The organism is Amycolatopsis stemonae, from assembly GCF_054781455.1.
Genome location: NZ_BAAGUJ010000001.1, coordinates 85,094 through 110,599, shown reverse-complemented (window position 1 = coordinate 110,599; position 25,506 = coordinate 85,094). Strand labels below are relative to the sequence as shown.

Annotated in this window: 28 protein-coding genes; 22 read left to right on the top strand and 6 right to left on the bottom strand. The window is 70.3% G+C overall.

Annotated features, from left to right (window positions below; genetic code table 11):
• The first annotated feature begins 177 nt into the window (after window positions 1-177).
• Window positions 178-1,044: a peptide chain release factor N(5)-glutamine methyltransferase gene (gene prmC / locus ACYVLJ_RS00645; protein WP_451967769.1), complete on the top strand. Its 867-nt coding sequence runs from the start codon at window positions 178-180 to the stop codon at window positions 1,042-1,044.
• Between the two features lie 43 nt (window positions 1,045-1,087).
• On the opposite strand, the gene ACYVLJ_RS00640 is transcribed toward prmC, so the two are convergent.
• Complete coding sequence (locus ACYVLJ_RS00640) at window positions 1,088-3,061, bottom strand: metallopeptidase domain-containing protein (protein ID WP_460437397.1); 1,974 nt, start codon at window positions 3,059-3,061, stop codon at window positions 1,088-1,090.
• 142 nt (window positions 3,062-3,203) lie between these two features.
• On the opposite strand from ACYVLJ_RS00640, the gene ACYVLJ_RS00635 reads away from it, so the two are divergent.
• From ACYVLJ_RS00635 to aroA, 15 genes are all read left to right on the top strand, one after another.
• Entirely contained in the window at window positions 3,204-3,665 is a 462-nt protein-coding gene (locus ACYVLJ_RS00635) for a GNAT family N-acetyltransferase (RefSeq protein WP_460437396.1), read from the top strand.
• Window positions 3,666-3,709: 44 nt separating this feature from the next.
• Window positions 3,710-4,360: an L-threonylcarbamoyladenylate synthase gene (locus ACYVLJ_RS00630; RefSeq protein WP_451967763.1), complete on the top strand. Its 651-nt coding sequence runs from the start codon at window positions 3,710-3,712 to the stop codon at window positions 4,358-4,360.
• A 74-nt stretch (window positions 4,361-4,434) separates the two neighbouring features.
• Window positions 4,435-5,592: a glycosyltransferase family 4 protein gene (locus ACYVLJ_RS00625; RefSeq protein ID WP_451967761.1), complete on the top strand. Its 1,158-nt coding sequence runs from the start codon at window positions 4,435-4,437 to the stop codon at window positions 5,590-5,592.
• Window positions 5,593-5,641: 49 nt separating this feature from the next.
• Entirely contained in the window at window positions 5,642-6,085 is a 444-nt protein-coding gene (locus ACYVLJ_RS00620; protein WP_451967759.1) for a hypothetical protein, read from the top strand.
• A 533-nt stretch (window positions 6,086-6,618) separates the two neighbouring features.
• Window positions 6,619-7,419: a F0F1 ATP synthase subunit A gene (gene atpB / locus ACYVLJ_RS00615; RefSeq protein WP_451967757.1), complete on the top strand. Its 801-nt coding sequence runs from the start codon at window positions 6,619-6,621 to the stop codon at window positions 7,417-7,419.
• Window positions 7,420-7,475: 56 nt separating this feature from the next.
• Window positions 7,476-7,733, top strand: a complete 258-nt coding sequence (locus ACYVLJ_RS00610; RefSeq protein WP_026468506.1) for an ATP synthase subunit c family protein — start codon at window positions 7,476-7,478, stop codon at window positions 7,731-7,733.
• A gap of 31 nt (window positions 7,734-7,764) precedes the next feature.
• Window positions 7,765-8,322: a F0F1 ATP synthase subunit B gene (locus ACYVLJ_RS00605; protein ID WP_460437395.1), complete on the top strand. Its 558-nt coding sequence runs from the start codon at window positions 7,765-7,767 to the stop codon at window positions 8,320-8,322.
• 7 nt (window positions 8,323-8,329) lie between these two features.
• Window positions 8,330-9,154: a F0F1 ATP synthase subunit delta gene (locus ACYVLJ_RS00600; protein ID WP_451967754.1), complete on the top strand. Its 825-nt coding sequence runs from the start codon at window positions 8,330-8,332 to the stop codon at window positions 9,152-9,154.
• 56 nt (window positions 9,155-9,210) lie between these two features.
• Window positions 9,211-10,851: a F0F1 ATP synthase subunit alpha gene (atpA, locus tag ACYVLJ_RS00595; protein WP_451967752.1), complete on the top strand. Its 1,641-nt coding sequence runs from the start codon at window positions 9,211-9,213 to the stop codon at window positions 10,849-10,851.
• Between the two features lie 11 nt (window positions 10,852-10,862).
• Window positions 10,863-11,807 carry a F0F1 ATP synthase subunit gamma gene (locus ACYVLJ_RS00590; RefSeq protein ID WP_451967750.1) on the top strand — a complete coding sequence of 315 codons (945 nt, stop codon included), beginning with the start codon at window positions 10,863-10,865 and terminating at the stop codon, window positions 11,805-11,807.
• Window positions 11,807-13,234, top strand: coding sequence for a F0F1 ATP synthase subunit beta (atpD, locus tag ACYVLJ_RS00585; RefSeq protein WP_400879531.1), 1,428 nt, complete (start codon window positions 11,807-11,809; stop codon window positions 13,232-13,234). Before ACYVLJ_RS00590 ends, atpD begins: the two co-directional genes overlap by 1 nt.
• Window positions 13,235-13,348: 114 nt before the next feature.
• Window positions 13,349-13,714 carry a F0F1 ATP synthase subunit epsilon gene (locus tag ACYVLJ_RS00580; protein WP_451967748.1) on the top strand — a complete coding sequence of 122 codons (366 nt, stop codon included), beginning with the start codon at window positions 13,349-13,351 and terminating at the stop codon, window positions 13,712-13,714.
• A gap of 25 nt (window positions 13,715-13,739) precedes the next feature.
• Window positions 13,740-14,174 (top strand): DUF2550 domain-containing protein, encoded by a 435-nt coding sequence (locus ACYVLJ_RS00575; protein ID WP_257918441.1) that lies wholly within the window; start codon window positions 13,740-13,742, stop codon window positions 14,172-14,174.
• Window positions 14,175-14,229: 55 nt separating this feature from the next.
• Window positions 14,230-14,550 carry a putative quinol monooxygenase gene (locus ACYVLJ_RS00570; protein ID WP_451967747.1) on the top strand — a complete coding sequence of 107 codons (321 nt, stop codon included), beginning with the start codon at window positions 14,230-14,232 and terminating at the stop codon, window positions 14,548-14,550.
• A 9-nt stretch (window positions 14,551-14,559) separates the two neighbouring features.
• Complete coding sequence (aroA, locus tag ACYVLJ_RS00565; protein WP_451967745.1) at window positions 14,560-15,798, top strand: 3-phosphoshikimate 1-carboxyvinyltransferase; 1,239 nt, start codon at window positions 14,560-14,562, stop codon at window positions 15,796-15,798.
• Here aroA and ACYVLJ_RS00560 read toward each other — a convergent pair.
• Window positions 15,795-16,370, bottom strand: coding sequence for a cob(I)yrinic acid a,c-diamide adenosyltransferase (locus ACYVLJ_RS00560; protein WP_460437394.1), 576 nt, complete (start codon window positions 16,368-16,370; stop codon window positions 15,795-15,797). The two genes, aroA and ACYVLJ_RS00560, sit on opposite strands and share 4 nt — an antisense overlap.
• A gap of 61 nt (window positions 16,371-16,431) precedes the next feature.
• Here ACYVLJ_RS00560 and murA point away from each other — a divergent pair, with 61 nt between their 5' ends.
• Window positions 16,432-17,706 (top strand): UDP-N-acetylglucosamine 1-carboxyvinyltransferase, encoded by a 1,275-nt coding sequence (murA, locus tag ACYVLJ_RS00555; RefSeq protein ID WP_460437393.1) that lies wholly within the window; start codon window positions 16,432-16,434, stop codon window positions 17,704-17,706.
• Window position 17,707: 1 nt separating this feature from the next.
• Here the strand turns inward: murA and ACYVLJ_RS00550 are convergent, their stop codons facing one another.
• Entirely contained in the window at window positions 17,708-18,301 is a 594-nt protein-coding gene (locus ACYVLJ_RS00550; RefSeq protein ID WP_460437392.1) for a TetR/AcrR family transcriptional regulator, read from the bottom strand.
• Window positions 18,302-18,395: 94 nt separating this feature from the next.
• Between ACYVLJ_RS00550 and ACYVLJ_RS00545 the strand changes: the two genes are divergently transcribed.
• The 3 genes from ACYVLJ_RS00545 to ACYVLJ_RS00535 are packed head-to-tail and all read left to right on the top strand — an operon-like array spanning window position 18,396 to window position 20,813.
• Window positions 18,396-18,815 (top strand): nuclear transport factor 2 family protein, encoded by a 420-nt coding sequence (locus ACYVLJ_RS00545; RefSeq protein ID WP_460437391.1) that lies wholly within the window; start codon window positions 18,396-18,398, stop codon window positions 18,813-18,815.
• Window positions 18,808-19,626 (top strand): Rossmann-fold NAD(P)-binding domain-containing protein, encoded by an 819-nt coding sequence (locus tag ACYVLJ_RS00540; protein ID WP_460437390.1) that lies wholly within the window; start codon window positions 18,808-18,810, stop codon window positions 19,624-19,626. The genes ACYVLJ_RS00545 and ACYVLJ_RS00540 overlap by 8 nt, the downstream gene beginning before the upstream one ends.
• Window positions 19,623-20,813 (top strand): alpha/beta hydrolase family protein, encoded by a 1,191-nt coding sequence (locus ACYVLJ_RS00535; protein WP_460437389.1) that lies wholly within the window; start codon window positions 19,623-19,625, stop codon window positions 20,811-20,813. The genes ACYVLJ_RS00540 and ACYVLJ_RS00535 overlap by 4 nt, the downstream gene beginning before the upstream one ends.
• 88 nt (window positions 20,814-20,901) lie before the next feature.
• On the opposite strand, the gene ACYVLJ_RS00530 is transcribed toward ACYVLJ_RS00535, so the two are convergent.
• Both ACYVLJ_RS00530 and ACYVLJ_RS00525 read right to left on the bottom strand, forming a co-directional pair.
• On the bottom strand, window positions 20,902-21,525 hold the full coding sequence (locus tag ACYVLJ_RS00530) for a LysE family translocator (RefSeq protein WP_460437388.1): 624 nt from the start codon (window positions 21,523-21,525) through the stop codon (window positions 20,902-20,904).
• Complete coding sequence (locus ACYVLJ_RS00525; protein WP_451967732.1) at window positions 21,525-22,148, bottom strand: LysE family translocator; 624 nt, start codon at window positions 22,146-22,148, stop codon at window positions 21,525-21,527. The genes ACYVLJ_RS00530 and ACYVLJ_RS00525 overlap by 1 nt, the downstream gene beginning before the upstream one ends.
• A 142-nt stretch (window positions 22,149-22,290) precedes the next feature.
• Between ACYVLJ_RS00525 and ACYVLJ_RS00520 the strand changes: the two genes are divergently transcribed.
• Both ACYVLJ_RS00520 and ACYVLJ_RS00515 read left to right on the top strand, forming a co-directional pair.
• Window positions 22,291-22,812, top strand: a complete 522-nt coding sequence (locus tag ACYVLJ_RS00520; RefSeq protein WP_460437387.1) for a PH domain-containing protein — start codon at window positions 22,291-22,293, stop codon at window positions 22,810-22,812.
• Between the two features lie 141 nt (window positions 22,813-22,953).
• A complete protein-coding gene (locus ACYVLJ_RS00515) occupies window positions 22,954-24,969 on the top strand; it encodes a protein meaA (RefSeq protein WP_451967729.1) in 2,016 nt (671 codons plus the stop codon).
• Here ACYVLJ_RS00515 and ACYVLJ_RS00510 read toward each other — a convergent pair.
• Window positions 24,962-25,504, bottom strand: a complete 543-nt coding sequence (locus ACYVLJ_RS00510) for a cysteine hydrolase family protein (RefSeq protein ID WP_451967728.1) — start codon at window positions 25,502-25,504, stop codon at window positions 24,962-24,964. The two genes, ACYVLJ_RS00515 and ACYVLJ_RS00510, sit on opposite strands and share 8 nt — an antisense overlap.
• Between the last annotated feature and the right edge of the window lie 2 nt (window positions 25,505-25,506).

Sequence of the window (25,506 nt, the reverse complement as noted above, 5' to 3'; positions counted from 1 at the left end):
GCGGGGCGGCACCGGCGGGGTCCCCGTGCGGATCCATTCTGGCCGTGACCCGTGTTTCGCGGCTGTTTGTCACGCGGGTGAGGGGGGCTCGATACGCTGAGCGGAGCGGGACCGGCGCGTGTCCTGACGGGGGAGCTCCGCCTGGTGTGCCAGGCTCGACGAGGTGAAGGACGACGAGTGAATCGGCAGCCGCTGCGCTTGGCCATCATCGAGGCCACCCGCATCCTCGAACGCGCGGGCGTCGCATCACCGCGGTTCGACGCCGAGGTGATCGCCGCGCACGTGCTGGGCGTCGAGCGCGGGCGGCTGCCGATGGTGCCGCTGGTCGACCCGCCGGTGATCGAGGCGATCGGGCAGCTCGTCCAGCAGCGCGCGAAGCGGATCCCGCTGCAGTACCTGACCGGCTGGGCGGCGCTGGGGGAGATCACGGTCGCGGTCGGCGCCGGCGTGTTCGTGCCGCGGCCGGAGACCGAGCTGCTGCTCGAATGGGGCGTGAAGTTCCTGCAGGGCCGGGAGTTCCCGGTCGTGGTGGACCTGTGCACCGGCTCGGGGGCGCTGGCCCTGGCGATGGCGCACGCGCGGCCGGACGCGGTGGTCTACGCGGTGGACGTCGACCCGCAGGCGCTGGCCTGGGCCCGCCACAACGCCGACGTCCACGCCGACGCGGGCAACACCCCGATCCGCCTGTACTCCGGTGACATCGGCGACCCGACGATGTTCGCCGAGCTCGACGGCCTGGTCGACCTGGTGCTGTGCAACCCGCCGTACGTCCCGGAGGGCACCCCGGTGCCGCCGGAGGTCGCGGAGCACGACCCACCGCGAGCGGTGTTCGCCGAGGAGAGCGGCCTGGCGGTGATCCGCCACGCGATCGCGGCGGGCGCCCGCCTGCTGCGCCCGGGCGGCGGCTTGGCGATCGAACACGACGACACGCACGGTTCGGCGGTGCCGGCACTGGTGCGGGCCCGGCGGGTGCTGACCGGGGTCGAGGACCACGCCGACCTGACCGGGCGGGCGCGGTTCGTGACAGCTCGACGGCTGGGCTGAGCGGAGGGGACCACCCGCGTGAGCGGCCCCCTCCGAAAGCGGGCTAGAAACCGAACGCCGTGCAGCTCGCCGTCGCGGTCTTCGACGGGTCGCTCACCGAGGTCGCCGTCAGCTTCACCCTGGCCGCCAGGTCACCGTTCGACCCCCGCTTCGCGTACGCCGGCACCTTCACGTGACCGCCGAACTTCGCCGTTGCCAGCTCGTTCGGCAGCCGGACCTCCCAGCCGCGGGCGTCCGTCGACACGCTCAGCCGGTAGGTGTCCGTGTCGTACGGGGCCTGCGCGCCGCGGGCCGAGCCCGTGTTGAGCAGGCCGAAGTCGCAGGTCGCGAGGCCGCCGCGGGCGAACGCCGGCGGGGCCGGGGTCACCGCCGCGCCGCGGGCCTGGCTGCCCGCGCCGTCCAGGGACGCGACCGTCACCGTGTACGACAGGATGCCGCGGCGGTCCCGGGCCACGTCCGTGATCAGGAACCGCAGCCGGTTCGCCTGGTCGGTGTACTCGTACGGGCTCGCCGCTTCGGTGCCCGCCTTGAACAGCGCGTCGTTGAGCTGCCGGTAGTCGCCGACAGTGATCTTCACCGGCGTGCCGTCCGGCTTCGTGTAGTCGGTGATGCCGATGTCCTGCGGGTTCGCGTCGATCACCCAGTCGAAGGGGGCGTTGTCCTTGTTCTTCGTCTTGGTGATCAGCACGCCCGAGTCGGGGGCGAAGGAGTCCGAGCCCATCCGGTCGACGACCTCGACGGTGTAGTTGTCGTAGCCGCCCCCGTCGCAGAACGGGTCCTTGGCGCGGTCGCACTTCGGGCTCCTGTCACCGCCGGTCAGCTTGATGTTCAGCCCGGTGAACGCGCCGGGCTGCGCCGCCGCCTCGCGCGCGGTGATGCGCGCCGACACCGGGCCGGAGGACGCCAGGGCGTCGCGGTCCAGCTGCAGGACGTCCGCCGGGTCGACGATGCCGAGCTTCAGCTTGTTGCGCAGCTGGTGCTGGGCACCCATCGAGCTGCCCTGCGTCGCCGGGATCTGCCAGCGGGTGTGCGGGCCGCCCGGGCCGTTGAACGTGCCGCGCGAAAGCATGTCCCACGGTCCGCTGTAGCTGCGCGACGGCGGCACCCCGAACGGGTTGTTGTAGTTGTCGCCGATGCCCAGGATGTGGCTGAACTCGTGGGCGTAGGTGGATTGGCCCGAGCTCTCGGCCTGCACCGAGCTGCCGTTCTCGGCGTTCGGCCAGATGCTGGCGGCCGACGCCCACGACGTCCACGGCACGTACCGCGTCGCGGCGTAGTTCGGCAGGTCGTGGTTCGGCGGGCCGAAGCTGTCCGGGACGTTCTCCTTGGTGCCGAACTTCATCTCGCCGAACTCCTGCCAGGTCGAGCTTTCGTCCTGGCCGGCCGACAGGTAGAAGACGAAGTCGAACTGGTTCGCGGTGCCGCCGACGTCGGCGCGCCACGCGTCCCCGGCGTCCTTGCGGAGGTCGCGGGTGCAGTTCGCCGACGGCGGGCAGGCGCTCGGCTGGAACTCCATGCCGTACTCGTAGGACTTCCCGGGCATCCGGTACGCCCCGAACGCGGTCAGCTGCACGCCGAACCGGCCGCCGGAGTCCTCCATCCAGTACTCGTTGATGGTGTGCCCGTTGTTGAGCGCTTCGGGCTTGTTGAGGAAGTCCTGGTAGTACTTCGCGACGTTCGCCCGCGGGATGTTCGCCGCGGCGGGCCCGGGGTTGCCGAAGATGGTCGAGTTCGCGGGCTTCGTGACGACGAAGTCCTGGTCCGGGTAGTCGGCGAGGACGACGGCACCTTTGAAGGTGCGCTGCGTCGGCTTGAGGTTCGGGTCCGCCCAGTTCGTGCCGGGCACCTTCGTGTAGTCCGACCAGGTCATGTGGTCCTGGTTCTCCCAGTGCGCGGCGTCGATCGGGGCCGGCCACCCACGGGTCAGCGGTTCGGCGGCGGCGGTGCCGGTGCCGAGCCCGGTGAGGACGGTGACGGCGGCGAGCAGGGCGAGCGCTTTCGGGGTTCTGGGGCGCATCTGCGGCTCCTTCACTGGGAACCCACGGGGATGGTGGTTCCCGGTGATCGACCGTATTGAGCCGCGCTGTCCCGGTTCTGCCCCGCGGCGAGGTTTACCCGCTTGCCGCACGACGAAAGTCTGGCCGGGCCAGGATGGGGGTGTGCCGGAGATCGAAGTCCGCCCCGCCCGTCCCGACGACCTCGAAGCCGTCGCCGCGCTGCGGTGGCGCTGGGTCGCCGAGCAGGACGGCCTGCCCGGCGACGGGCGCGACGCGTTCGTGCGCGAGTTCGCCGCGTGGGCGCGCGACAACGCGGCCACGCACCGCTGCCTGGTCCTCACCCGCGCGGACCGGGTGCTCGGGATGGCGTTCCTCGCGATCACCCCGCGCGTGCCGACGCCGGCGGCGTTCGAGCGGGCCTGCGGTGACGTGCAGAGCGTGTACGTGGTGCCGGAGGCCCGCGACGGCGGGCTCGGCGGCCTGCTGATCGGGGCGACCCTCCGCTTGGCCGCCGAGCTCGGGCTGGAGCGGGTCACGGTCCATTCGTCGGGCCGGGCCGTGCCGGCCTACGAACGGCAGGGGTTCGCCGTGTCGCCGTCCTTGCTGCAGACCAGGCCGGTGTGACGCGGCCGACGCCCCCTCCGGCGGCGGGACTACTCTTGACCACCATGAGCGTGGTCTACGACTGCAGCAAGCGGGAGTCCCGGGCCGACGGACTGGCGGCGGCCGCGGGCGCGGTCCGGTCGAGCAGGCTGGTCGTCCTGCCGACCGACACGGTCTACGGCATCGGCGCCGACGCGTTCGACGCGGGCGCCGTCCAGGCGCTGCTGCGCGCGAAGAACCGCGGCCCGGACATGCCGGTCGGCGTGCTCGTCGGCTCGTGGTCCACTGTGGACGGACTCGTGCTCGGCGTGCCCCCGCAGGCACGCGCGCTCATCGAAGCGTTCTGGCCGGGCGATCTGTCCATCGTGCTCCCGCACGCGCCGAGTCTGCAGTGGAACCTCGGCGACGCGCGCGGCACCGTGATGCTGCGCATGCCGCTGCACCCGGTGGCGCTGGAACTGCTGCGCGATGTCGGCCCGATGGCCGTGTCGAGCGCGAACGTCTCGGGCCGCCCGCCGGCCAGCACCGCGCAGGAGGCGCAGGAACAGCTCGGCGACTCGGTCGCGGTGTACCTCGACGGCGGGTCGAGCGGCGAGGCCGTCGCGTCGAGCATCGTGGACCTCACCGGCACCGAGCCGGTGGTGCTGCGCGAGGGCGCGGTGAAGAAGGACGCGATCGCGGAGGTGCTCGGTGTGCCCGCGGAATCGTTGGCGTGAAGCCGGATCATGGCGTGCGCCGCGGCACGATAGCGTGTCGCGGGTGACCCCGACCCCGCGAGCGTGACGCACCCGTGCCGCCCACATCCGGTCTTCTCCCCATCCGGGAATACATCCTCGTCGCGCTGACCGCGACGGCCGTGACCTACCTGCTCACCGGCGTCGTGCGCCGGGTCGCGATCCGCGTCGGCGCGATCGCCAACCCGCGGGCGCGCGACGTGCACGTCGCGCCGATCCCGCGGATGGGCGGGATCGGGATCTTCCTCGGCGTCGCCGGTGCGATGGGCCTGGCCCACCAGTTGCCCGCGCTGTCGCACGGCTTCGACGCGTCGTTCGACTCGGTCGGCGTGCTGCTGGCCGCCGGGGTCATCTCGCTGATCGGCGCGCTCGACGACCGGTTCGAGCTGGACGCCTGGACGAAGCTGGCCGGCCAGGTGATGTGCGCCGGGATCCTGGTGATCTTCGGCGTGCAGTGGGTGTCGTTCTGGGTGCCGTGGGGCGGCAGCGGCGACTCGTTCGGCTCGGTGCTGGTGCTGGACAAGAACCAGGGCGCGCTGCTCACGGTCGTGATGGTCGTGGTGATGGTCAACGCGATGAACTTCGTCGACGGCCTCGACGGGCTCGCGGGCGGCCTGGGCTTCATCGCGGCGGCGGCGACGTGCGCGTTCTCGCTGGGCCTGCTCGACAGCTCGGGCGGCGACGTCGGCACGTACCCGCCGGCCCTGATCGCGGCGACGCTCGCGGGAGCGTGTCTGGGCTTCCTGCCGTACAACTTCCAGCCCGCGAAGATATTCATGGGCGACTCCGGGTCGATGATGATCGGCCTGATGCTCGCCGGTGCGACGACGTCGGCGTCCGGGCGCGTGCCCTACCCGCAGTTCAGCGGCAAGGACGCGATCGCGCTGCTGTCGCCGCTGGTGGTCGTGGCGGCGGTGCTGTTCGTCCCGCTGCTGGACCTGATCATGGCGGTGGTCCGCCGCACCCGCCGCGGCGAAAGCCCGTTCGCGGCCGACAAGATGCACCTCCACCACCGGCTGCTGGAGATCGGGCATTCGCAGCGCCGGGCCGTGCTCCTGATCTACTTGTGGGCGGGGATCCTGGCGTTCGGCGCGGTGTCGGTGACGCTGTTCGACGACGCCGCCGCGCTGTGGATCATCGGGGTGGGGCTGGTGTTCGCGGTGGTGGTCTCCATCGTGCCGAGGCTGCGTTCCCGCAACCAGCCGGGAACCTGACCAGCGGTGTTCTCTACACTCGGTGGCTGAACCGACCAGGGAGCCAGTCGTGAGCGAGACCGAAACGCAGGACCAGGAGAACCCGCACGCCAAGGTGGTGCTGCAGGCGGCCCGCGCGATGACGAAGGCTTCCCTGCTGGTCACCCCGCCGGCGGTGATCGTCTGCATCGCGCTCTTCAGCATCCTCAACGGCATGCCCGGCTTCCTGGGCTCGCTCGTCGGCGGCGTGCTCGCGATGCTCGCGTCGCTGTCGACGCTGGGCCTGATGAAGTTCAGCGCCGGGCAGGACCCGATGTTCGTCATGGTCATCGCGCTCGGCGGGTACGTCGTGAAGATCGTCCTGCTGTTCGGGGCGCTGACGCTGCTGAAGGGCGTCACCGCGCTGCACCCGCTTTCCCTGGGCATCACGATGATCGTGGCCATCCTGCTGGCCGCCGCGGCCGAGTTCGCGGCCTTCCGCAAGACCAAGATCCCGACGATCATCCCCTCCTGACGCCTGTCTGGTTCGTCCCGAACTTCCGTTACGGAGAGTGAACCGGCCTGCGGCCGCCTGAGTGTGACCGGCGCCACAAAAGTGCGCTTCCGTGCGCCCCGCGAAATCGCCGCGGGACCTGTCGCCTGCGGCGTTGCGGACGCGGTCCCGGCCCGGTCCGGACCTGGGTCCCGGGTGCACCCGGGACCTAAGTCCTGGGCTGATCGGTTGGTATGGAGTACGCCTGTACGGCACTGATTGACCTGCTGGTATGGTCCGCGTCAAGGGTGGCGGCCTCGGCCGCGCGCTCCCTAAGACGAACCGCGATCAGCAGTGTGGCGACCGTGTAGTTCCGCCTCTCAGCCGCTGGTCCGAAGTAGACCGCAGGGCAGTGTTCACGCGAGACAACCCCGTGTGCAGAACGTGAAGGTGTGTTCTGCGAACCGTGGGGTAGCCGCCTCCGACGTCCCGATACGTATCGGGTACGTTAAGTCCAGATCGTGACGATTCCCCCGGCGGAGTGAACGCCGGCCGGGAGAACCGGAAGGAGCCCAGTGGGCGCGCTGGTACTGACCGAGGGTGGCACATTCACGCCCCCCGGTGTGGCGGACTTCAACCTGCCGCCTCTTTTCGGCTCCGGGTACTGGGGCAGCTTCACCAAGCCGATGCTGCTCGTGGTGATCTCCGTGGTCATCATCGTCGCCTACTTCATGCTGGCGTCCCGGAAGCTGAAGGTCGTCCCCGGCAAGGGACAGTTCATCGCCGAGTCGATCTACAACTTCGGCCGCAACAACATCGCGCGGGAACAGATCGGCTCGAAGGACTTCAAGCCGTTCATCCCGCTGGTGCTCGGGCTGTTCGTCTTCGTGCTGGTGAACAACCTGTTCGGGATCATCCCGTTCTTCCAGTTCCCGACGATGGCGCGGATCGGGTTCCCGCTCGCGCTGTCCGTCCTGGTCGTTTACCCGGTGTACCACTACGTCGGGATCAAGCGCCACGGCTTCGGGCACTACCTGAAGAAGGAGCTGGCGCCGCCGGGCATCCCCGGGTTCGTGCTGCCGCTGTACTCGACCATCGAGTTCGCGCAGAAGTTCTTCATCGCGCCGGCCACGCTCGCCATCCGTGTCTTCGCCGCGATGTTCGCCGGGCACCTCATCATCATGGTGTTCACGCTCGGCGGCAGCTTCCTGCTGACGCAGACCGACGGCTTCGGGCTGAAGCTGGTTTCGCCGGTGGCGTTCCTCTTCGCCATCCTGATGACCTTCCTCGAGGCCTTCATCCAGGTGCTGCAGGCCTTCATCTTCGCCCTGCTGTCGGCCGGGTACATCGGCGCCGCGCTGGCGTCGGAGCACTGAGAAACACAAGCCCCCGATCCACGCGAGCGCGTGGACCGAAGTGAAGGGAAACGCACGTGAGCAACATCGTTCTGGCCCAGGCCGCCGAGCAGGCTGTCAACATCAACCCCGGCCTCGCCGCCATCGGTTACGGCCTGGGCGCGATCGGCCCGGGCATCGGTGTGGGTCTGATCTTCGCCGCCGTCATCAACGGCACCGCGCGTCAGCCGGAGGCGCAGGGCAAGCTGCAGGGCATCGGCTTCTCCACCTTCGTTCTGACCGAGGTGCTCGCCCTGATCGGCATCGTCATCTACTTCATCGCCTCCGCCGCCTGAGTTCGGTTAGCTCATCGCTTAAGGAGACGTTGTGCTGAAGACGGACCTGGTGTTGGCCGCCGAAGCGGCGCCCAACCCGATCATCCCGCACATTCCCGAGGTCATCCTCGGGCTCGTCGCCTTCCTCATCCTGCTGTTCGTCCTCAAGAAGTACGTCGTTCCGCGCTTCGAAGCGGCGTACGAAGAGCGCGCCCAGATGATCGAGGGTGGCATCGAGAAGGCCGAGAAGGCCCAGGCCGAGGCCGAAGAGGCGCTGGCCAAGTACAAGGCCCAGCTGCAGGAGGCCCGGACCGAGGCCGCGAAGATCCGCGACGACGCCCGGCTCGAAGCCGAGCAGATCAAGGCGGAGCTGCGGGCCGAAGCGGAGGCCGAGTCCCAGCGCATCGTCGCCCAGGGCCAGGCTCAGCTGCAGGCCCAGAAGGCGCAGATCATCGCCGAGCTGCGGGCCGACATGGGCCGCAACGCCGTCGAGCTGGCGAGCCGCATCGTCGGCGAGTCGCTCGAGGACGAGGCGCGCCGCCGCGGCACCGTCGACCGGTTCCTGGCGGAGCTGGAGACCGCCGGTGCCTCCAACGGAGCGGGGAAGTAGACCAGAAATGACGCTGCATGCTGCGAGCCGTGAAGCGCTCGGCCTCGCCGAGGAACGCCTCGGCGAGGTTCTGGCCGACGCGGGAGCCGATGCCGCCACGGTCGGCGACGAGCTGCTCTCGGTCGTCGACCTGCTGGACCGGGAGATCGGCCTGCGCCGGGCGGTGAGCGACGCGTCGACGACGCCGGAGGCGCGCACCGGGCTGGTGCGCCGGCTGTTCGACGGCAAGCTGTCCGAACCGGCCCTCAAGGTGCTCGACGCCGTGGCCGGCAGCCGCTGGTCCAGCCCCCGCGAGCTGACCGACGGGCTCGAGGAGCTCGGCCGCTCGGCGCTGCTCACCGCGGCCGAGAAGACCGGGAACGTCGACACCGTCGAGTCCCAGCTCTTCCAGGTCGCGCGGATCGTGGCCCACCACCCGGAGCTCGAGGCCGCCCTGTCGGACCTGACCGGTTCCGCCGACGCCAAGCGCACCCTGGTGCGCGGGCTGTTCGCCGACAAGGTGGACGTGATCACCGAGACCCTCGTCGAGCAGGTCGTGCGCCGGGCCAAGGGCCGCGGCGTCGGCGTCGGGCTCGACAAGCTGGTCAAGCTGGCCGCGGAACGCCGTGAGCGCTCGGTCGCCTACGTGACCAGCGCGAACGCCCTGTCCGACGAGCAGACCGCCCAGCTCGGCGCGAAGCTCGACGACATCTACGGGCGGCCGATCGCGCTGCACGTCGAGGTCGACCCCCGGCTCGGCGGCGGGCTCGTCGTCCGCGTCGGCGACGAGGTCATCGACGGGAGCGCGGCGGGTCAGCTGGCGGCGCTGCGCAGGCGGCTGGCCCGGGCATAGCCCCGGTCACCCAAGACTTTGCATACTGGCAAGAACGAAGCGAGAGCGGGAAAGACATGGCCGAGCTGACGATCTCCTCGGATGAGATCCGTAGCGCGATCGAGAACTACGTCTCGAGTTACGCCCCGGACGTGAGCCGGGAAGAAGTTGGCATCGTGGTGGACGCCGGTGACGGCATCGCCCACGTCGAGGGCCTGCCCTCGGCCATGGCCAACGAGCTGCTCGAGTTCCCCGGCGGCATCCTGGGCGTCGCCCTGAACCTGGACGCGCGCTCCATCGGTGCCGCGATCCTCGGTGACTTCGAGACCATCGAAGAAGGCCAGCAGGTCAAGCGCACCGGCCAGGTCCTGTCGGTGCCGGTCGGCGACGGCTACCTCGGCCGCGTCGTCAACCCGCTGGGCCAGGCGATCGACGGCCTCGGCGACATCGAGACCACCGAGCGCCGCGCGCTGGAGCTGAAGGCCGCTTCGGTCGTCGAGCGCCAGCCGGTGTCGGAGCCGCTGCAGACCGGCATCACCGCCATCGACGCGATGACCCCGATCGGCCGTGGCCAGCGCCAGCTGATCATCGGTGACCGCAAGACGGGCAAGACCGCCGTCGCCGTGGACACGATCATCAACCAGAAGGCCAACTGGGAGACCGGCGACCCGAAGAAGCAGGTTCGCTGCATCTACGTCGCGGTCGGCCAGAAGGGCTCCACGATCGCCGCCGTGAAGAAGTCCCTCGAGGACGCCGGCGCGCTGGAGTACACCACCATCGTCGCGGCCCCCGCGTCCGACTCGGCCGGCTTCAAGTGGATCGCGCCGTACACCGGCTCGGCCATCGGCCAGCACTGGATGTACGAGGGCAAGCACGTCCTCATCGTGTTCGACGACCTGACCAAGCAGGCCGACGCCTACCGCGCGATCTCGCTGCTGCTGCGCCGCCCGCCGGGCCGCGAGGCGTTCCCCGGCGACGTCTTCTACTTGCACTCCCGCCTGCTGGAGCGCTGCGCGAAGCTGTCGGACGAGCTGGGTGCCGGCTCGCTGACCGGGCTGCCGATCATCGAGACGAAGGCCAACGACGTGTCGGCCTACATCCCGACGAACGTCATCTCGATCACCGACGGCCAGTGCTTCTTCCAGTCGGACCTGTTCAACGCCGGCCAGCGCCCGGCCATCGACGTGGGCATCTCGGTGTCCCGCGTGGGTGGTGCCGCGCAGGTCAAGGCGATGAAGGACGTCGCGGGCTCGCTCCGGATCGACCTGTCGCAGTACCGCGAGCTGGAGGCCTTCGCGGCCTTCGCCTCGGACCTCGACGACGCGTCGAAGGCGCAGCTCGAGCGCGGTGCCCGGCTGTACGAGGTGCTCAAGCAGCCGCAGTACTCGCCGATCCCGGTCGAGGAGCAGGTCCTCACGGTGTACCTGGGCACGAACGGGCACTACGACTCGGTCCCGACCGAGGACGTCCGCCGGTTCAACCACGAGTTCATCGACTCGGCCCGCCGCAAGCACGCCGACCTGATCAAGGGCATCCGCGAGTCGGGCAAGTTCCCGCAGGAGACCCGCGAGGCCGTCGTCGACGCGGTGAACGAGTTCAAGAAGGAGTTCACCACCTCCGAGGGCAAGCCCCTGGTCGAGGCGGACGCCGACGCGATGGACGCCGACAAGGTCGGGCACGAGACCGTCAAGGTCAACAAGCCCGCCCCGAAGAAGTGAGCTGATAGCTCATGGCCGCACAACTCCGGGAACTCCGGTCGCGCATCAAGGCGACCAAGTCGATCGGCAAGATCACCAAGGCGATGGAGCTCATCGCCACCGCGCGCATCACCAAGGCGCGGGCGAAGGTCGCCGCTTCCCGGCCGTACGCGGACGAGATCACGAAGGTGCTCTCGGCGCTGGCCGGTGCGGCGGCCAACCTCGACCACCCGATGCTGGTCGAGCGCCCGAACCCGACGCGGGCCGCCGTCCTGGTCGTGACCAGTGACAAGGGCCAGTGCGGTGGCTACAACTCCAACGTCCTGCGCGCGACCGAAGAGCTGCTCGCCCTCCTCCGTTCGGAGGGCAAGGAGCCCGAGGTCTACGTCACCGGCAACAAGGGCCTGAACTACTACCGGTTCCGCGACCGCGACGTCGTCGACAGCTGGACGGGCTTCTCCGACCAGCCGGCGTACTCCGACGCCGTCGCCGCCGGGGACGCGCTGGTGCGGTCGTTCATGCTCGGCGCCGACGACGCGCACGGCAACGCCGACGGCATCACCGGTGTCGACGAGATCCACATCGTCTACACCGAGTTCGTGTCGATGCTGACCCAGCGGCCGGTCGCCAAGCGCGTCGCGCCGCTCGAGGTCGAGTACACGGACGGCGAAGAGGAGCAGAAGCCCGCGGGCGAGCTGCTCCCCAGCTACGAGTTCGAGCCGAGTGCCGACAAGCTGCTGGACGCGCTCCTGCCGAAGTACATCAACACGCGGCTCTACGCGGCGCTGCTCGAGGCCGCGGCCTCCGAGCTGGCCGCCCGCCGCACGGCGATGAAGGCCGCGTCGGACAACGCGAACGAGCTGGTGGGCACCCTGACGCGGGAGATGAACCAGGCCCGCCAGGCGCAGATCACCCAGGAGATCTCCGAAATCGTCGGTGGCGCGAACGCGCTCACCGCAGCAGGAAGTGATGATTGATGACCAGTACTGAAGCCCCGCGCGCCAAGGGGCGCATCGTCTCGGTGACCGGGCCGGTCGTCGACGTCGAGTTCCCGCGCGGTTCCGTTCCCGACCAGTTCAACGCGCTCAAGGTCGAAATCGAGTTCGAGCAGCTGCGCAAGACGGTGACCCTCGAGGTCGCCAGCCACCTGGGTGACAACCTCGTCCGCACCATTTCGCTCCAGCCGCAGGACGGCCTGGTCCGGGGCGCCGAGGTCACCGACACCGGCAAGCCGATCACCGTGCCGGTGGGCGACAAGGTCAAGGGCCACGTCTACAACGCGCTCGGCGAGTGCCTCGACGAGCCCGGCTACGGCGACGACCTCGAGCGCTGGGGCATCCACCGCAACCCGCCGTCCTTCGACCAGCTCGAGGGCAAGACGGAGATGCTGGAGACCGGCCTGAAGGTCGTCGACCTGCTCACCCCGTACGTCCAGGGTGGCAAGATCGGCCTGTTCGGCGGCGCCGGCGTGGGCAAGACGGTGCTCATCAAGGAAATGATCACCCGCGTCGCCCGGAACTTCGGTGGTACGTCGGTGTTCGCCGGGGTCGGCGAGCGCACCCGTGAGGGCAACGACCTCTTCCTGGAGATGAGCGAAGACGGCGTCATCAACGACACCGCCCTCGTGTTCGGCCAGATGGACGAGCCGCCGGGCACGCGCATGCGCGTCGCGCTGTCGGCGCTGACCATGGCGGAGTACTTCCGCGACGTCCAGAACCAGGACGTGCTGCTGTTCATCGACAACATCTTCCGGTTCACCCAGGCCGGTTCCGAGGTGTCGACCCTGCTGGGCCGCATGCCTTCGGCCGTGGGTTACCAGCCGACGCTGGCCGACGAGATGGGCCAGCTGCAGGAGCGGATCACCTCGACCCGGGGCCGGTCGATCACCTCGATGCAGGCGATCTACGTCCCCGCGGACGACTACACCGACCCCGCGCCGGCCGCGACGTTCGCCCACCTGGACGCCACCACCGAGCTCTCCCGGTCGGTGTTCCAGAAGGGCATCTTCCCGGCGGTGGACCCGCTGGCGTCGACGTCGACGATCCTCGACCCGGCGATCGTCGGCGAGGACCACTACCGCGTCGCCTCCGAGGTCATCCGGATCCTGCAGAAGTACAAGGAGCTGCAGGACATCATCGCGATCCTCGGTATGGACGAGCTCTCGGAAGAGGACAAGCTCACCGTTCAGCGCGCGCGCCGCATCGAGCGGTTCCTGTCGCAGAACATGCTGGTCGCCGAGGCGTTCACGCAGATCCCGGGCTCGACGGTGCCGCTGTCGGAGACCATCGAGTCGTTCGACCGCATCTCGAAGGGTGACTTCGACCACTACCCGGAGCAGGCGTTCCTGGGTATCGGTGGCCTCGAGGACCTCGAGAAGAAGTACAAGGAAATCACCAAGAAGTGAATCCGTGAGCTCGGCGGGGGCAGTGTCCTATGTGGACTCCGGCCCCCGCCGTTCTCATAGCTTGAGTCAGACCTATTACACTCGGGAGTAACACCCCGAGCTAAGGAGTGCTACGTGGCTGAGATGTCCGTGGAGCTGGTGGCCGTCGAGCGCCGTCTCTGGTCGGGTACCGCCACTTTCGTGGTGGCCCAGACCACCGAGGGCGAGATCGGCATCATGGCCGGCCACGAACCCGTGCTCGGGCAGCTCGTCGAGGGTGGCGTGGTCAAGGTGACGACCACCGACGGCGAGACGGTCTGCGCGGCCGTGCACGGCGGATTCCTCTCCGTGACCGGCAGCGGCGTGAGCATCCTCGCCGAGAGCGCCGAGCTGTCCGACGAAATCGACGTCGACGCGGCGAAGGCGGCCCTGAGCGCCGACGACGAGACCGAGCGGACGAGGGCCACGGCCCAGCTCCGCGCGGCAGGTCAGTCGGCCTGAGCGGGAGACGGGCAGGAGCCGGGCCGTGAAGATCACCGTGGTCGTAGTCGGGCTCCTGATCGTGCTCGCCGTGCTGGTCGCCTGGTACGGCCAGCGGTGGATCCGGATGCGCCGCGGCGGGGGCGTGAGCGTCGCGCTGCGGTGGCGTCCGGACGCCGCGCGGTCCAGCTGGCACCTGGGGCTGGGCCGCTACGAGGGTGACGAGTTCGTCTGGTACCGCGTGTGGAGCCTGCGGACCGGCCCGGACCGGGTCTTCCAGCGCGAAAGCATGCAGATCGCCGACCGCCGTGACCCGTCCGGCAGTGAGGCCTACGCCGTTCCCGAAGGCTCGACCGTGCTGCGCTGCGAGTCCGAGACCCAGGAAGCGATCGAGATCGCGATGGGCCCCGGAGCGTTGACCGGATTCCTCTCCTGGCTCGAGTCCGCCCCGCCCGGACGACGCCTCCCGCGCGCCTCCTGACGCCTGTCTCAAACTGGGACAGCCACGGCCGCCGGTTTGGCCTACCGTGGAACGCATGATCTTCATCGTGGTCAAGTTCCCGGTCAAGCCCGAGCACGCGGAAAACTGGCCGGACATCGTCGCCGACTACACGAAGAACACCCGCGCCGAGGACGGCAACCGGTTCTTCGAGTGGTCCCGCAGCCTCGAGGACAAGAACACCTACGTGCTGGTCGAGGGCTTCGAAGGCCAGGACGCCGCGGTCGCGCACGTCGGCTCCGACCACTTCAAGTGGGCGGTCGCGAACCTGGGTGCCTACATCAGCGACCACCCGCAGATCATCAACGTGCAGGACGCCTCCGACTGGGGCCCGATGGCGGAGATCCAGCCGCACTAAACTGGGTCCGTGACCCTCGTCGAGATCCCCGGCTCCAAGTCCGTCACCGCCCGCGGCCTCTTCCTGGCCGCCGCCGCGCACGGCACCACCACCCTCGGCCGTCCGCTGCACTCGGACGACACCGAGGGTTTCGCCGAGGGGCTCGTGAAGCTGGGCTACCGCGTCGACCGGCAGCCCGGCGCGTGGACCATCGAAGGCCGCCCGGCGGGGCCCGGCGTCGCCGAAGCCGACGTCTTCTGCCGCGACGGCGCCACGACGGCCCGGTTCCTGCCCGCGCTCGCCGCGGCCGGCACCGGGACGTTCCACTTCGACGCCTCCGACCAGATGCGCCGGCGGCCGCTGGGGCCGCTGACCGACGCGCTGCAGGAGCTGGGCGTCGACCTGACCTTCGAAGGCGAGCCGGGCCACCACCCGCTGACGATCCGCGCCAACGGCGTCAAGGGCGGGGAACTGACCCTCGACGCCGGGCTGTCGTCCCAGTTCCTGACCGCGTTGCTGCTGGTCGGGCCGCTGACCGCGGAAGGCCTGCGGATCACGGTCACCGACCTCGTGTCGGTGCCCTACGTCGAGATCACGCTGGAGATGATGCGCCGCTTCGGCGTCGACGTCCGGCGCGAAGGCAAGACGTTCGTGGTGCCCCCGCAGCCGTACCAGGCCTGCGAGTACCCGGTGGAGCCGGACGCGTCGACGGCCAGCTATTTCCTGGCCGCGGCGGCCGTCACCGGCCGCACGGTGACCGTCCCGGGCCTGGGTTCGTCGGCCCTGCAGGGCGACGTCAAGTTCGCCGACGTGCTGCGCGAGATGGGCGCGCACGTCGAACTGGCCGAGGATTCGGTGACGGTCGCGGGCCCGTCCGAAGGGCTGCGCGGCATCACCGTGAACATGCGCGACATCTCCGACACGGTCCCGACGCTGGCGGCGATCGCGCCGTTCGCGTCCGGGCCGGTGCGCATCGAGGACGTCTACAACACGCGCATCAAGGAGTGCGACCGGCTGGACGCGTGCGAGGAGAACCTGCGCGCGCTCGGCATCCAGGTCGAGACGGGCCGGGACTGGATCGAGATCCAGCCGGGCACGCCCACCGGTGCCCTGGTCAAGTGCCGCCGCGACCACCGGATCGCGATGGCGTTCAGCATCACCGGCCTGCGCACGCCCGGCATCACCCTGGACGACCCGGAGTGCGTGAAGAAGACGTTCCCCGGCTTCCACCAGGCGCTGGGCGCGCTGCGGGAGAGCTGGGGGATCTAGGAGGGCTGCCCGCCCGGCGCCCAGAGCACGTCACCCTCGGGGTTCGCCAGCCGGGCGAGGATGAACAGCAGGTCCGACAGCCGGTTGAGGTACTTCACCGCGACCGGGTTCGTCGTGTCCGGCTCGGCCTCGTAGAGCACCCACGCGCTCCGCTCCGCGCGGCGGGACACCGTGCGCGCCTGGTGCAGGAACGCCGCACCGGGCGTGCCGCCGGGCAGGATGAACGACGTCAGCTTCGGCAGACGCTCGTTGAACTCGTCGCACCAGCCTTCGAGGCGCTCGACGTACTTCTCGGTGATGCGCAGCGGCGGGTACGGCGGGTCGTCGGAAATCGGGAGGCACAGGTCCGCGCCGACGTCGAAGAGATCGTTCTGCACCGTGCGCAGGACGTCCGTGATTTCGGTGGGCAGCTGCCCGACGGCGATGGCCAGGCCCAGCACCGAGTTCGTCTCGTCGGTGTCCGCGTACGCGCCCAGCCGCGGCGATGTCTTGGGCACGCGGGACCCGTCGCCGAGCGCGGTCGTGCCGCTGTCGCCGACCTTCGTGTAGACGCGGTTGATGCGAACGACCATGAACCCACCATAGCGGCCCCCGCCCGGGCCGAATCCGGGCGAGAGGGCATGATTGGCGGCCATGAGCGAGCACTTCGACGTGCATGGCGGAGCCCGGCTGGTCGGCGAGGTCGACGTGGTCGGCGCGAAGAACAGCGTGCTGAAGCTGATGGCCGCGGCCCTGCTGGCCGAGGGCACGACGACCATCACGAACTGCCCGCAGATCCTCGACGTCCCGCTGATGGGCGACGTGCTGCGGAGCGTCGGCTGCGAGGTCGTCATCGAGGGCGACACCGCCACCATCACGACGCCGGCCGAGCTGTCGCACCGCGCGGACTCCGCCGCGATGGGCAAGCTGCGCGCGTCCGTCTGCGTGCTGGGCCCGCTGGTCGGGCGGTTGAAGCAGGCCGTGGTGGCGCTGCCGGGCGGCGACGCGATCGGCTCGCGCCCGCTGGACATGCACCAGAACGGCCTGCGCAAGCTGGGCGCGACGAGCACGATCGAGCACGGCTGCGTCGTCGCGAAGGCCGAGACGCTGGTCGGCGCGCAGATCTGGCTTGACTTCCCCAGCGTCGGCGCGACCGAGAACATCCTGATGGCGGCCGTGCTGGCCGAGGGCACCACGGTCATCGACAACTGCGCGCGCGAGCCCGAGATCGTCGACATCTGCACGATGCTCGTCGAGATGGGCGCGAAGATCGAAGGCGCCGGGACGTCGACGCTGACCGTGCACGGCGTGGAGCAGCTGCACCCGACCACCCACAGCGTGATCGGCGACCGGATCGTGGGCGCGACCTGGGCGTTCGCGGCGTCGATGACCCGCGGCGACATCACCGTCCGCGGCGTCAACCCGCACCACCTCGACCTGGTGCTGAACAAGCTGCAGCTGGCCGGCGCGGACGTCACGACGTTCGGCGACAAGGGGTTCCGCGTGGTCCAGCCGGAGCGCCCGAAGGCGGTCGACTGGGTGACGCTGCCGTACCCGGGCTTCGCGACCGACCTGCAGCCGTTCGCGGTGGCGCTTTCGGCGGTGTCCGAAGGCACGTCGATGATCACGGAAAACGTCTACGAGGCGCGCTTCCGGTTCATCGAGGAGATGGTCCGGCTGTCCGGCGACGCGCGCACGGACGGCCACCACGCGGTGGTCCGCGGGGTTTCCCGGCTGTCCAGTGCCCCGGTCTGGGCGTCGGACATCCGCGCGGGCGCCGGGCTGGTGCTGGCGGGCCTGTGCGCGGACGGCGTCACCGAGGTCTGGGACGTGTTCCACATCGACCGCGGCTACCCGCACTTCGTGGAGAACCTGAACCGCCTGGGCGCCAACATCGAGCGCGTCACCGGCGAGCCCGAACGCAAGTAGGTCAAACGCTCTGCGCGCCGAGTGCGCGCAGGGCGAACTCCACCAGCCGGTCCAGGTAGTCGGGTTCCGCCGGCGCCTGCCGGACGACCAGCCGCCAGTAGATCGGTGCGGCCAGGACGTCCATCGCCATCTCCAGGTCGAGGTCCGCCGGCAGCTCGCCGCGCGTCATCGCACGGCGCAGCATCACCTCGGCGACTTCGCGCCGCGGCCCGCCGATGTTCTCGCTGGTGGCCCGGGCCTGCTCCGGGTTCCGCGCGGCCTCGGCGACCAGGTCCGGCAGGATCCGCGAGAACAGCGGGTGGGTCAGCCAGTCGAGCACCGCCTGCAGCGTCGCGCGCAGGTCGCCGCGCAGTGAGCCGGTGTCTTCGAGCACCGCCCGGGACACGCTGAACTCGGTGACCACCGCGGCGATCATCTCCTCCTTCGACTTCCAGCGCCGGTAGAGCGCGCTCTTGCCGACGCCGGCGCGCTTCGCCACGGCCTCCATCGACAGCCGTCCGTAGCCCTGCTCGGCCAGCTCGTGCAGGACCGCGTCGGTGATCGCCTGCGTGACCTCGGGCTGGAGGACCGCGGCGCCGGTCGGGGTGCGTGCCATGCCGCGCAGTCTAGCGGGTGGACGAGACGGTACCGTCCCGTCTATCCTGACGTCGGGACGGTACCGTCTCGTCCAAACGTTCAAGGAGGCTGCGATGCACGACTTCGTCGAGCACGCGCTCGACCTGCTGCTGAAGCACGACATGACCGGGTTCGCCGGGCTCTGGGCCGAGGACGGCGTCCTCGAGTTCCCCTTCGCCGGCCCCGGCTACCCGAAGCGCGTCGACGGGCGCGAAGCGATCCGCGAGTACCTGCGCGACTACCCGAACCTGCTGGACGTCCGCGAAGTCGTCGCCAAGACCGTGCACGAGACGACCGACCCGGCCGTGGTCGTCTGCGAGTTCACCGTCGCGGGAGTCGTGGTCGCGTCGGGCAAGCCGTACGAGCTGTCCTACGTCGCCGTGATCACCGTCGAGGACGGCGAGATCCGGCACTACCGCGACTACTGGAGCCCCCTGGCCGCGGCCGAGCTGCTCGGCGGCGTCGACGAACTGACGGCGGCCTTCGGTGGGTGACGTCCTGGTCCTCGGCGGCACCGGCACGACCGGGCGCCGGGTCGTCGCGGGCCTGGGTGCCGCGGGCTTCCCGGTGCGGGCGGCCACGCGCAAGCCGGGCGAGCCGGGGCAGGTCCGGTTCGACTGGGCCGACCGCGCGACGCACGCCGAGGCCGTTCGCGGCGTCTCGGCGGTGTTCCTGCTGGCCCCGATCGGCGAGGTCGCACCCGCCGGGCTGGTCGAGCCGTTCCTGGCCGACGCTCTGGAGGCCGGCGTGCGCCGCGTCGTCCTGCTCAGCTCGTCGGCCGTCACGGCGGACACGCCGGGACTCGGCGACCTGCAGCGGCTGGTGCGCTCGGCACCGGAGTGGACCGTGCTGAAGCCGTCGTGGTTCATGCAGAACTTCACGGGCGGGCACCTCGTCGCCCAAGGCGTGCGGGACGGCGAGATCGTCACCGCCACCGGCGACGCCCGGGTCGCGTTCGTCGACGCCGGCGACATCGCGGCGGTCGCCGTCCGCGCGCTGACCGATCCCGAACCGCACAACACCGAACACGTGCTCACCGGCCCCGGCGCGGTGAGCTACGCCGAAGCCGCTTCGATCATCGCCGCGCACACTCGCCGCCCGGTGCGGCACCGCGCGGTGAGCACCCCCGAATTCGCGGCGCGCCTGACCGCGTCCGGTATCCCCGAAGAGTTCTCCGCGGTGCTCGCCGCGCTCGACGAGGAAATCCGCCACGGCGCCGAAGACCGCGTCACCCCGGCCGTCGAAGAGGTCACCGGCCGGCCCGCCCGCTCGTTCCGCACCTTTGTCGAGGAGGAAGTCCGATGAAGCAGATCCTGTTCCCCGAAGACCCGCAGTTCTGGTTCGAGACGCTGCGCCTGTTCGGTCACTCGGCCTACGGCGGCTCGGATTTCGGCGAGGTGCTCGCCGCCGCGTCGGCCGTGACGGCCGGCGACTACGACAGCTGGCACGACGCCTACCGGGGCATGGCCGACCGCCTCTACGCGGAAGCGGCCGACGCCGGCCCGGTCACCGCGCGGGATCTGCTGCTGCGCGCGTCGATGTACTACTTCTCCGCGGAGTTCTTCCTCCACGGCGACCCGGCGGACCCGCGGATCGACGCGGCGTACGACCGCAGCGTCGAGTGCTTCCGGCGCGCGGGCGTCGCGGAGCCGGTCGAGATCCCCTACGAGGGAACGGTTTTGCCCGGGTACCTGTACCGGGCGCCCGGTGCCGGCCCGAAGCCGCTGCTGATCATGCACAGCGGGTTCGACGGCAGCGCCGAGGAACTGCACTTCATGGGCGCGGGCGCCGGCGCCGAACGCGGCTACCACGTGCTGACGTTCGACGGTCCCGGCCAGCCCGGTGCCCTCCGGGGCGGCAAGCTCGTGTTCCGGGCGGACTGGGAGAACGTCGTCACGCCGGTGGTGGACTTCGCGCTCGGCCTCGACGGCGTCGACCCGGCCCGGATCGCGCTGCTCGGCGTCAGCCTCGGCGGCGAACTGGCCCCGCGCGCGGCGGCGTTCGAACACCGGCTGGCGGCGCTGGTCGCGGTGGACGGCGTGTACGACGCGGGAGCGGCGGTGACGCAGATGCTGCCGTGGCCGCGCGAGGAGATCGTCCGCCGGGCCCGCACCGCGGAGGACCCCGAGTTCGACGCGCTGCTCGCGGCGGGGCGCGAGGCGAGCCCGACGCTGCGCTGGGCGTGCGACCACGGCCGGTACGTCATGGGCGCGGCGACCGACCGCGAGTTCGTCGCGAAGTACCTGGAATACACGCTCGAAGACGGCGTCGCGGAGAAGATCGAGTGCCCGACGCTGGTCTGCGAAGCGGCGGACGACCTGTTCTTCGGCGGGGAAACGGAAACCGAGCCGCGCCGGCTGTACGCGCACCTGAACGCGCCGAAGACGTTGCTGACGTTCACGGCGGAGGAAGGCGCGGACGCCCACTGCCACGTCGGCGCCCAGCGGCTCGCGTCCGGCCGGATCTACGACTGGCTGGACCGCACCCTCTGACGGGCCGAACCGGGTTCCCGGTCCGCGACCGTCTTCGGCCGAGGCGAAGGGGACTACGGTCCCGTGCGCCGGCGCTGCGGTCCCTGGATCAGCCTTCGAGGGCCAGCGCGGCTCCGAAGCCGATGAGTGCCGCGCCCGTCGCGCCGTCCATGGCGCGGCGGACGCGGCGCCGCCGCAGCCAGCCCCGCACCCGGTGCACGAACACCAACAGCAACACCTGCCACACCACACCGAGCGCGGCGACCGTGTACGCGAGCAGCAGCGAATCCCCGAACCCCGACTCCGGCGTCAGGAACTGCGGCAGCACCGACAGGTACAGCACGATCACCTTGGGGTTGGTGATGTTGGACAGGAACCCTTCGCGGAACCGCCGTCCCCGCGAAGCACGCGCGCGGCGGACGTCGTCCAGGGCTTCGTAGTCGCCGCGCCACGCGCCGCGCAGCGCCTGGACGCCCAAGAACACCAGGTACGCCGCGCCGAGCCACTTCACCGTCTCGAACAACGGCTGGTAGCGCGTGATCACCGCGCCCAGGCCGAGGGCCGCCGCCGTGCCCTGCAGGAAGTTCGCGACGCTGATCCCCGCGCACGCCCAGCCCCCGCCGCGGGCGCCGCCGGTCAGGGCGTTCTTGAGCACGACCATCGTGTCCGGGCCCGGCATCATCGCCAGGAACGCCATCATCCCGGCGAACGTCAGGTAGGTGCTCCAGGTCATCAGGACTCCAGAGCCAGCGCGGCGCCGAACCCGAGCAGCGCGGTGCCGGTGACGCCATCGAGCGTGCGGCGCACGCGGCGGCGGCCCAGCCACGCGCGGACGCGGTGCACGAACACCAGCAGCACCAGCAGCCACAGCCCGCCGAGCACCGCGACGGTGTAGGCGAGCACGAGCGAGTCCCCGAGGCTCGACTGCGGCGTCAGGAACTGCGGCAGCACGGACAGGTACAGCACCAGCACCTTCGGGTTCGTGACGTTGGAGAGGAACCCTTCGCGGAACCGCCGGAAACCGCCGCCGCGGCGGCGCTGGGTCTGCTCGACGACGTCGTAGTGGCCGCGGAACGCGCCCCGCAGCGCTTGGAAGCCGAGGAAGACGAGGTAGGCCGCGCCGACCCACTTGAGCACGAGGAACACCGGCTGCGAGCGGGCGATCAGGACGCCGAGCCCGAGCGCCGCGGCGCTGCCCTGCAGGGCGTTGCCGGCGAAGATGCCGAGCGAGGCCAGCAGCCCGCCCCGGAACCCGCCGGAGAGCGCGTTCTTCAGCATCACCATCGTGTCCGGGCCCGGCGCCAGCACGATCAGGACCACGATGACCAGGTAACTCCCGTACACGCTCCACGTCACGCCTGGCACGCTAACCGACCGGTGCCGGCCGGGTCTCGCGGATTTCCGTCACACCGCAAGCCGCCGCGCACAGAGGGTGCCCGGGCACGTTCGGTGCGTTCGGGGCTCGGCGGGAGACGGCCTGGCGGAGTAGTGTTCGGCCATGTCAGCAGGGGAAATCGATCTTCTACCCGGCGAGCGCGTGCTCTGGGCGGGAGAGCCGGTGCAGCGCCCGCTCTACGTCGCCGCGGACGGGGTGACCGCCCCTGCCGGACTCATCCTCACCGCCGCCGCGCTCTGGTTCCTGCTCACCAAGCAGCCTAGCGGGGCCACGATGGCCGGCGCCGTCGTGGTGCTGGTGATCGGTTTGTCCGGCCTGATCGGCCGGTCCGCCGTCCGGTACCTCGCGCTGGGCCGCACGACGTACGCCGTGACCGACAGCCGCATCATCGCGCGCTCGGGCCTGTTCCGGCAGAAGGAACGCGCCAGCGAGCTGGCCGGCCTGTCGGCGCCGGTGCTCAAGCCGGGGCCGTCGCGCACGGGCACCCTCACGTTCCCGGAGGCAGGCGCGGTGACGCTGATCGGCGTCGGCGAGCCCAAGCGCGTGCGGGACCTGCTCACCAAGGCCATCGACGAGGCCAAGGCGCGGCAGGCGCCGCCGGAACCGGGCACTTCGGCCGCCTGAGGACAGCCGAACCGGCTTCCCCGGCGCCTCGCCTCGGCGAAGAACCCCGTCGAGCCGGTCACCCGGACGTGTCCGATTGCACTGCCACGTTAAGTTACCGGTCGGTACACTCGACGAAACGTCCACCGCCGGAGGTGCCCAGTGCCGTACCCATCCGACCACGAGCGGGATCGCCCCTGGGTGATGCGCACGTACGCGGGGCACTCCTCCGCGGCCGCGTCGAACGAGCTCTACCGGCGCAACCTCGCGAAGGGGCAGACCGGCCTGTCGGTGGCCTTCGACCTGCCGACGCAGACCGGCTACGACCCCGACCACCAGCTCAGCCGCGGTGAGGTCGGCAAGGTCGGCGTGCCCGTGTCGCACATCGGCGACATGCGACGCCTCTTCGACGGCATCCCGCTCGCCGAAGCCAACACGTCGATGACGATCAACGCGCCGGCCATGTGGCTGCTCGCGCTGTACGTCTCCGTGGCGCGCGAGCAGGCCGAAGCCGAGGGCCGGGACGTCGACGAGGTGCTCGCGAAGCTCACCGGCACCACGCAGAACGACATCATCAAGGAATACCTGTCCCGCGGGACCTACATCTTCCCGCCGGGGCCGAGCCTGCGGCTGATCACCGACATGATCGCGTGGACCGTGCACCACGTGCCGAAGTGGAACCCGATCAACATCTGCAGCTACCACCTGCAGGAAGCCGGGGCGACGCCGACGCAGGAAGTCGCGTACGCGTTGTGCACCGCCATCGCCGTGCTCGACGCCGTCCGGGACTCCGGGCAGGTCGACGAGGCCGACATGGCCAAGGTCGTCGCGCGGATCTCGTTCTTCGTCAACGCCGGTGTCCGGTTCGTCGAGGAGATGTCCAAGATGCGCGCGTTCACCGCGCTCTGGGACGAAATCACGCGGGACCGTTACGGCGTAACGGATCCGAAGGCGCGCCGCCTGCGTTACGGCGTCCAGGTGAACTCGCTCGGCCTCACCGAAGCCCAGCCGGAGAACAACGTCCAGCGGATCGTGCTGGAAATGCTGGCCGTTTCCCTTTCCCGCGGCGCCCGCGCCCGCGCGATCCAGCTGCCCGCCTGGAACGAGGCCCTCGGCCTGCCCCGGCCGTGGGACCAGCAGTGGGCGCTGCGGATGCAGCAGGTGCTCGCGTTCGAGACCGACCTGCTGGAGTACGAGGACATCTTCGACGGCTCGCACGTCATCCAGGCCAAGGTCGACGAGATCATGGCCGGCGCGCGCGAGGAGATCGCCCGCGTCCAGGACCTCGGCGGCGCGGTCGCCGCGGTCGAGAGCGGCTACATGAAGTCCCAGCTGGTCGCGTCGCTGGCCGAGTACCGGCGCGGGATGGAGAACGGCGAACGGATCCTCGTCGGGGTCAACAAGTTCGAGACGACCGAGCCGTCGCCGCTGCAGGCCGAGGGCGCGAAGGCGATCGAGACGATCGACCCCGCCGTCGAAAAGGCCGCCGTCACCGCGATCGAAGAATGGCGCACCCAGCGCGACAACGACGCCGTCGAGCGGTCGCTGGCGGCGCTGAAGGACCGCGCGCAGACCACGGAAAACCTCTTCGAGGCCACTGTGGACTGTGCGCGGGCCGGCGTGACCACCGGCGAGTGGGCCGGTGCGCTGCGCGAGGTGTTCGGGGAATACCGGGCGCCCACCGGGGTTTCCGCCGCGGCCGGCGGTGGGGGCGACCCCGAGATCGAGCGCGTCCGCGCCCGGGTCCGCGAAACCGAGGCGGAACTCGGCGAACGGCTGCGGATCCTGGTCGGCAAGCCGGGGCTGGACGGGCACTCGAACGGCGCCGAGCAGGTCGCCGTCCGGGCGCGCGACGTCGGCTTCGAGGTCGTCTACCAGGGCATCCGGCTGACACCCGAGCAGATCGTCGCGGCCGCCGTGCAGGAGGGCGTGCACGTCGTCGGGCTCTCCGTGCTGTCCGGTTCGCACCTCGAGGTCGTCCCGCACGTGGTCGACGGCCTGCGCGCCGCGGGTGCCGGCGACGTTCCGGTGATCGTCGGCGGGATCATCCCGCCGGACGACGCCGCGCTCCTGACCGAACGCGGCATCGCGCGGGTGTTCACGCCCAAGGACTACGAGCTGACCGACATCATGGACGGCATCGTCTCGCTGGTCCGGGAGCGCAACGGCCTCAGCTGAGCCCGCCCAGGATGTCCTTTGTGGACTTCACGGTGGCGAACTGGTTCGCCAGGTTCGCCGCCGTGACGCGGTAGAGTTCGTCCGCGGTCGCCTCCGGGAGGTCGAACGTGAAGGTGGCGTCGAGCGCGAAAGTCACGTCGTAGCCCAGGTTCCCGCCCATCCGGGCGGTGGTTTCGCAGCAGAAGTTCGTCTGGATCCCGGCGACGACGAAGCTCGTGATGCCGCGCTTGCGCAGCCACGCGTCGAGGTCGACGTCGCCGATGAACGCTGAGTTGACCTGCTTGCCGAACACGAGGTCGGGCCGAGCGCCGTCGAGTTCCGGCTTGAAGTCGTTGCCCGGCCGGCCGGGCCGCAGCGGCGAGTCCGGCTTCGGGGAGTCGTGGTGCACGAGCACGACGGGCAGCCGCCGCTCCTGCCAGGCGTCGAGGAGTGCCTTCATGTTCGCCTCGGCGCCGGGGTTGTTGCGCGGGCCCCAATAGTCCGGGTCGTCGAACCCGCGCTGGACGTCGATCAGGATGAGTGCCGTTTCGGTCATGG